The sequence below is a fragment of the Phyllobacterium sp. genome (assembly GCF_037994425.1).
In the GTDB taxonomy this organism is placed as follows: Bacteria; Pseudomonadota; Alphaproteobacteria; order Rhizobiales; family Rhizobiaceae; genus Phyllobacterium.
On record NZ_JBBNAM010000203.1, the window covers coordinates 1 to 6,501 of the forward strand.

Annotated in this window: 8 protein-coding genes; 6 read left to right on the forward strand and 2 right to left on the reverse strand. The window is 57.1% G+C overall.

Going from position 1 to position 6,501, the window contains the following annotated elements:
• From AAAB35_RS14245 to AAAB35_RS14270, 6 genes are all read left to right on the forward strand, one after another.
• Positions 1–242: FAD-linked oxidase C-terminal domain-containing protein (locus AAAB35_RS14245; RefSeq protein WP_340668937.1), on the forward strand; the 242-nt coding region annotated here is incomplete at its 5' end.
• A 94-nt stretch (positions 243–336) separates the two neighbouring features.
• Positions 337–1,746 (forward strand): adenylate/guanylate cyclase domain-containing protein, encoded by a 1,410-nt coding sequence (locus AAAB35_RS14250; RefSeq protein ID WP_340668939.1) that lies wholly within the window; start codon positions 337–339, stop codon positions 1,744–1,746.
• Between the two features lie 155 nt (positions 1,747–1,901).
• Entirely contained in the window at positions 1,902–2,342 is a 441-nt protein-coding gene (locus AAAB35_RS14255) for a hypothetical protein (protein ID WP_340668940.1), read from the forward strand.
• A gap of 1,135 nt (positions 2,343–3,477) precedes the next feature.
• Entirely contained in the window at positions 3,478–4,461 is a 984-nt protein-coding gene (locus AAAB35_RS14260) for a dienelactone hydrolase family protein (RefSeq protein ID WP_340668941.1), read from the forward strand.
• Between the two features lie 43 nt (positions 4,462–4,504).
• Positions 4,505–4,807, forward strand: coding sequence for a hypothetical protein (locus AAAB35_RS14265; protein WP_340668942.1), 303 nt, complete (start codon positions 4,505–4,507; stop codon positions 4,805–4,807).
• A 77-nt stretch (positions 4,808–4,884) separates the two neighbouring features.
• A complete protein-coding gene (locus tag AAAB35_RS14270; RefSeq protein WP_340668943.1) occupies positions 4,885–5,211 on the forward strand; it encodes a hypothetical protein in 327 nt (108 codons plus the stop codon).
• 376 nt (positions 5,212–5,587) lie between these two features.
• Here AAAB35_RS14270 and AAAB35_RS14275 read toward each other — a convergent pair whose 3' ends face one another.
• Together AAAB35_RS14275 and AAAB35_RS14280 are read right to left on the reverse strand one after the other, a co-directional pair.
• On the reverse strand, positions 5,588–5,872 hold the full coding sequence (locus tag AAAB35_RS14275) for a DUF1488 domain-containing protein (RefSeq protein WP_340668945.1): 285 nt from the start codon (positions 5,870–5,872) through the stop codon (positions 5,588–5,590).
• 10 nt (positions 5,873–5,882) lie between these two features.
• The gene (locus AAAB35_RS14280) at positions 5,883–6,194 is read right to left on the reverse strand and encodes a hypothetical protein (RefSeq protein WP_340668947.1); all 312 of its coding nucleotides are present in this window, start codon (positions 6,192–6,194) and stop codon (positions 5,883–5,885) included.
• Positions 6,195–6,501: the final 307 nt, after the last annotated feature.

Below are 6,501 nucleotides of genomic sequence, written 5' to 3' on the forward strand. Positions count from 1 at the left end.
ATATCGGTGTTGCCGGCGATAAGGCATTTCCCGACAAGGAGCGCGCCAAGGCGATCGTCTATGCCAATCTTCGCCGGATGGGCGGCTCGTTTTCGGCCGAGCACGGCATCGGGCTTGAAAAGCGACCGGAACTTTTATCGGAAGGCGATCCGGTGAAGCTTGGCCTGATGCGCTCGATCAAGCAGGCGTTTGATCCAAACGGCATCATGAACCCCGGCAAGGTGATGGGCGAGCGTGGATAACTGGCCCGGGCCACGCATCACTCCTGACATTTGCGGCCATGGCGAGGCCAGAATCCCCTGTTCCTCGCCCCCGGTTTCGGTATAAAATGGTTGTATGGATGATACCCAGCCACTGTTTGGCGTGCTGCGTCAGTCGGTCCAGCCGAACATCGTCGACGCAATCGAGCGGCTTGTTCATCAAGCCCCCGACAGGAAGCTTTGCCGTGTCAACGTGCTCGCCTTTGCCGCCAGCGAGGGTCTTGACGAAGAGCAGACGATCAACGGGTTCCTGCACGCCTCGAGCCTTGGCATCTTCGACATGTCGTGGAACGTCTTGTGCCCGGGCTGCGGCGGGGTGCTTGACGCCAATACTTCGCTAAAGACCGTGCAGAGCGATGAATATACCTGCGCGCTTTGCGCGGCGGGCTATGAGCCCACGCTGGACGAGATGGTCGAGGTGACGTTCACGGTGAGCCCGCGCGTGCGCCATATCGAGGCGCATGATCCGCATCTGTTGCCACCGCTTGAATATTTCCGCCAGATCTATTGGGGCTCGGGCGTCGATCTGCCGGAGGAGGATTTTGAAGCAAAAGTCGACGACATCATTCTGGAGTCGCTTGAGCTGCCGCCTGGCGAAAAGGCGGTACTCGTGCTGCAGTTGCCGGCGGATTTCGTCATTATCTTTGAGCCGGTAACGCATTCGGCGCAGTTCATCGACGTCAAGGGCGAGCCGACGCGGGAGCGCCAGAGCCTCTCGCTCGTCTTTGATCGCCTGCATCGCAACAATGAGACGCTCACCCTTCGCCCGGGTCCGTTGCGCATTGCGCTGGAAAACCATACCGACGTTCGCGTCCTGCCTTCAGTGTGTGTGGCCAACGAAGGACTCCATGCCCTGCTCGGTCATCGCCGGCCGTTCCTGACCGCCAAGCGGCTTCTTTCCAATCAGACGTTCCGCGATATCTACCGGACCGACACGATCGACGTTGACCAGAGGCTGAAAATCACCAGCCTCACATTCCTTTTCACTGATCTGCGCGGCTCGACCGAACTTTACGAACGGGTTGGCGATCTTGCGGCTTTCGACCTCGTCAGGCTGCATTTCGGAATTCTCAACGACATCGTCAGTGCCGAGGCAGGCGCCGTTGTCAAAACCATTGGCGACGCGGTGATGGCGACCTTCCCGACGCCTGACCGTGCGGTCAGTGCGGCAATGCGGATGCGCGAGGCGATGCTGAAGCTCAACGGCGAGCGCGGCAGCGAGGATCTCTTATTGAAGATCGGCATCCATGAAGGGCCGTGCATTGCGGTGAACCTCAATGAGCGACAGGATTACTTCGGGCAGACGGTGAACATTGCCTCGCGCGTACAGCACCTAGCGACATCGCGCGAGATTTTCGCCACCGGTTCCGTGCTTGACGATCCGCGCGCCTCCGACATTCTTACCCGGCGCGGGCTGACGCCCCAGTCGCAAAATGTGATGCTGCGCGGCATTAGCGACGAGATTAGCGTTTATACGATTCCGTGAGCTGAAAAAGCGCGCGGCAATCTGCACAACTTCGTGAAAAATGTGGTCCGGACAATGATCGTGATTGGACTTCAGGGCTTGACCGAGTCACGTTGGCTTGTGGGCCAAGACTGGCATTTTGGGCGGACCAGGTATCGTTTACATAGGAGGCCAGAATGAAACATCTCGCTCTTGAACAACTTGAGGTCCTTGACAGAACTGATCCCGACTACCCGCGGCAGATCTTGTCGCGCAACGAGCGTATCGAACGCTGGGCGGAGCTCCTTGAGCGCAATCCAGAGCGGCGGCTTCTCACACTCTATCAGACCGAGTTCCAGTCGGCCGGGACCCGCGATGCGATGCGCGCTGATGGTTCGGCTATCACGGTGGCATTCGAGGATCCGCAGCTTCGCGCATCGGGCCTTGCCGATGATACCTATGGCGAAGCAAAGCGCTTCTTCGAACTCACAGATCATCAACTGCACCGGATGGTGTGCTACTGTCATTTCGGCGCCAATGTGAGCGCTGGAACGACGGCACGCTATGTCCGCCGCTTCCTTCCGACACAAGGGGGAAAGGGCATGGTGGGCTGGCTGCGGCAGCTGTTTGCCATCTAGCGTTGACGCCAACCAAACAATCAAAGCATGTCGCGTTGAAGGGCGCGCGACAGCGTGTCAGGTTGGGCTCATTCAGATTGCGAGTGCAGCCATGTATCGCGCAGCAGCCCGCGCACTGGCAAAAGCGCGCTCGCCAGATTGCACAGGGATATCCGAAGAAGAGTAAGGCTGCGCCCGTTCCCCTGGCACCCTCGCGTTTAAACGTGGGCGTAGCCTCTCTAAGGCGCTACGCATATGGAAAATGCCGACGTCGCCCTACGCATCGCGCCTGGCGTCGTTGAGGATTGTCTCTGTCGGCTCGAGATCGCCCTTTGACCTTATCGACGCCGTTCTGGATGTCCGGTACCCATCGCAGCGAGGCCCCGCAAATTCAAAGACCTGGTCCTGACGGGATTGAAAGCTCCGCTGGCTCCTCTGAGCTGGGCCGCCCAGGACGGCGCACCCACGGGAGATCGCTGCGCAGACCGGTACAGCGTTCGTCGCGGCCCAGACGCCAAGTGCGACTTTATGAACTCAAGTCGGACCATTCAACACGGGGACAAGCTCGACGCTCGGAGCCTCGCCGGATCGTCCGTCGGGAGCCTCCACTCCAAAACTCTTGGCGACGACGAAAGACAGATTTTCACCGCTCGTTCAACTTCGATCCCCGGTCGGTGCTGCTCAACACCGAAATGGGCGTCCTGATCGACAGCCCGCGTATGGCGGGAGGCCTCGCGGCCGCCTTTTCGGAAAAATATCCGCGGATGAGTCATGTCCCGGACTGACCAGCGATGGCGCGATCGTGTGAGACGAAGCTCGGGCCGACGGAACGCAAATCCGCCATCAGGAGGAGCGCGGCACGGATGCTTCTCGCGAATGGCTCTTCGGCTGCTGGGGCCTACTGCCGAGCGAATGGTTGCTTTGACTCAAAATTGGGTAACAACGACCATCAAAGGGTGATGCTTTTAGACTTTCCCATAGCGGTCTTACCGAAATCCTCAGGGTCGATATGTAATATGTGACTGGCCAGTTTCGACCACCAAAACGAGTCGGCTCGCAAGGATCCGTCCGGCGTTCACCGTTGGACGGCCGTCCTTTTTTCTCCGCAACCGAAACGTGCTAAACTGAGGCATTGTTAGCCCGGAGGCGCTTCGCCGTGAGAGGCTTTCTAACGGTAACCATCAGTCTGTTCGTCATGGCGCTGCTCGCCATGCACGGTCATGCCGAGGACCTTCGGCGAAAATTCCCACCCGATGAAACATTGAAGGTGCCGTCGCTCACCCTGACCGAAGAGCAGTTCCTGCGGGGTGATAAGGTGAACGGCGTCGTCGTAATGCTCACCGGCGAACTCCGGTTTCCCAATTGGAACGCACACTTGCCGGCAGTCGTGCTGTTGCATGGCTCCGATGGACACAAGAGTGGTTCGGCGCTGGGGTGGCGTGACTTTCTCAACCAAATGGGAGTCGCCACGCTCCGCCTCAACAGTTTTAGCGGGCGCGGGATATATCGGGCACGGAAAAATGAGTCGCAGTTGAGTCTTTTCGCCCAGATTTACGACACCTATCGCGCCGTCGAGGTGCTGGCGGCACACCCGCGCATTGACCCGTCACGCATTGCGGTGATGGGCTTTTCACGCGGAGGTTTCGCGGCGCTTTACTCAAGCATGCGGCGCTTCCAGAACCTCTACGGGCCAACCGGAGCGCGCATCGCCGCGCATCTTCCGGTATATCCGCCGTGCAACATTGAGCTTGTCGGTGAATTTGATATTGCCGACGCACCAATTCGCGAGTTTCATGGCGCGGCCGACGACTCGGCCCTTGTCGCGCCTTGCCGCGCCTATATCGAACGGCTTCGCGCGATCGGCAAGGATGTTACAATGACAGAATATCCGGGTGCGCTGCATTCCTTCGATGATTCGATCAACCCGTTGGGCTTTATAGTTCAAAAGGGACAAACCCCACGCAAATGCCAGCACCGCGAAGACGACGGGAAGATAATCAACATCGAGACCCGCAGGCCCCTCACTTACGACGACGCTTGCGTGGAATTCGGTACGACAGCGGGCTTCGACGAAGCGGCGACCGAGGCGGCTCAAGGGGCGGTGAAGGCGTTCCTAGCCGAAGTATTTCGCCTCAATTGACCATAGTGAGCAAGCTGCAGCAATTTAGGAATGGCTTTCGGTGGTGACGCCACTGACACTCGCCGCCTCCAACACGATTGGCAACGTACCGGCCGTCATTCTTATCCTCAAGCGAGTTCCCGACCTCCCGGACGGCGTGCTGACCGGACTTGCGCTTCTGTCGACCTTCGCCGGCAATCTGTTGCTGACCGGTTCCATGTGTAACATCATCGTTGCCGAGCGGGCGGCAAGTGCGGGCGCTCAGTTGAGTTTCGTGGATTTCGCACGCTCGGGAATCCCGAGGACGCTCACAACATTAGCCGTGACAGCGGTGTGGCTTTTCGCGACGGGGCTCGTCATGATCTAATAGGGGATAAAACAACGTGTTAGAAATCAGTGCAGAACCAGCAAACAGCGGTAACCGATCAGTTGGCGATTCCGCTAATGCAGGCGCCCGACCCGTCAACCGGGCAAACGCTCGGGCACGACTTTAAAATGTACCGCTTCACGACGATTGAGCTCCCGAAGGACCGCCGAGAGATTGGCAAGGCGCGGATTGCCGCGTGGCCCGAACATCCGCATCAAGTTCTTCGGATCCATCGCCACAGCTTCGCTGAGCTGATCAAAGCCGACGGTCGCGTTGATGTAGTCTCGTATCAGCGCCTTGCCGGAATCCGCATTACCCGCCGCGAATGCCTCAACAGCCTCGCCAAGAAGTGCTGCTCGAAACCCCTGGATCGCGCTCAGCTCGCGCCTTCACGGTGTCCTTGAAACAGCGAGACAGTGCCATCGCCTTCACTCCTTTGTTTTCTTGCGCTGCTTGTAGTCGGCCCATCGTTGAAGAGCCCGAGCAATATCAGCCTATTGTCGGCTTTTGGTTCCACCACCGAGCAGGATTATGAGCTTCGCGCCATCGCAAGTGAGGTAAATGCGGATGCCGGGACCCCAATCAATCCGCCATTCCTTAATACCCTCACCGACCGGCTTCAATCCTGAACGGTTGCCTCCGACGCCGCCAAATCGATCTCCGGCCAAATCGTGCCGATCGATGGCGATATGCAACGCACCTGAAGCCGTTGGCGAGGAGAAATACGATGGATCACAAAAGTCTGCGCGACGAGCTCATCGGGGCATGGAGCCTCGTGTCTTACGAGGATCGGCCAGTTGACGTTCCGCGTTTGAAATCGGCTGGTGTCAACACATACATATTTTTGCGACCGTATGAATAAACTCTCCGTGCCACATCAAGAATCATTGCACGCTCGGCGTCGAATGCGGCAAGACAATCTTCTTCTGCTGCATGGGTGGCACCCGGGAAGGCTGCAGCCTCGATGAAAAATGGAACCTCAAACAACCCATCATAGCCAAGAAATCGTACGCGCTGGTGAGCCGTATCATAGCTGCGGCTGCGGTTGGGGAAAGTTAGCGTCATATCGTCGTCCTCAAGGAAAATCAGTTGGTGGAGTGTCAATCAATGCCCGTTTTACCCTTGATACCCGACGGCGCTCTGCATTGTTTGAATTGAGCGATAACATCATCGAAGTGGCGGTGGTCTCATTCAGTCCTGTCGTGGCGTGCTTGCCCATTTCAGCGGGAAGCCCGGTGTAGACGTGGTAAACCGTCCAGGATCCGTTCTTCTCTATTCGCCGGCCATAGTGGTGATGCATGCTGAAGCGATGAAGTGCTCCGCCTTCGTTTTCCCAAACACCGATATCGATGATGTTCAGATCGTTGTCGAATTCATGGATAGTCAAATTAACCTCTCATGGTCTGCGAACTTCGGTTTCGGTTGAATGGCGGGTTTTAGAGAGCAGAGCCACGTGACGTGGAACCGCCGCGCGTCCTTTGCCGTGAATGTTACCAAGTGATTCCAAAGAGTATGAAGTAGACAAGGAACGCTATGGAAACGGAAAACAGGACCTTGTACAAAACAACCTTATGATCGTAGAGATAATATGGAATATGATTAAGGTTTTTCACACCGGCCTCCTTCAGCTACAATGAATTGGCAAAAAAACACAATAGCACGATATGAGAAATTCTATAGTTTTATTTTATATG

Coding starts and splice junctions, on each gene's coding strand:
- AAAB35_RS14250 (WP_340668939.1), top strand. CDS start 337: ATGGATGATACCCAGCCACTGTTTGGCGTGCTGCGTCAGTCGGTCCAG.
- AAAB35_RS14255 (WP_340668940.1), top strand. CDS start 1,902: ATGAAACATCTCGCTCTTGAACAACTTGAGGTCCTTGACAGAACTGAT.
- AAAB35_RS14270 (WP_340668943.1), top strand. CDS start 4,885: ATGCAGGCGCCCGACCCGTCAACCGGGCAAACGCTCGGGCACGACTTT.
- AAAB35_RS14275 (WP_340668945.1), bottom strand. CDS start 5,872: ATGACGCTAACTTTCCCCAACCGCAGCCGCAGCTATGATACGGCTCAC.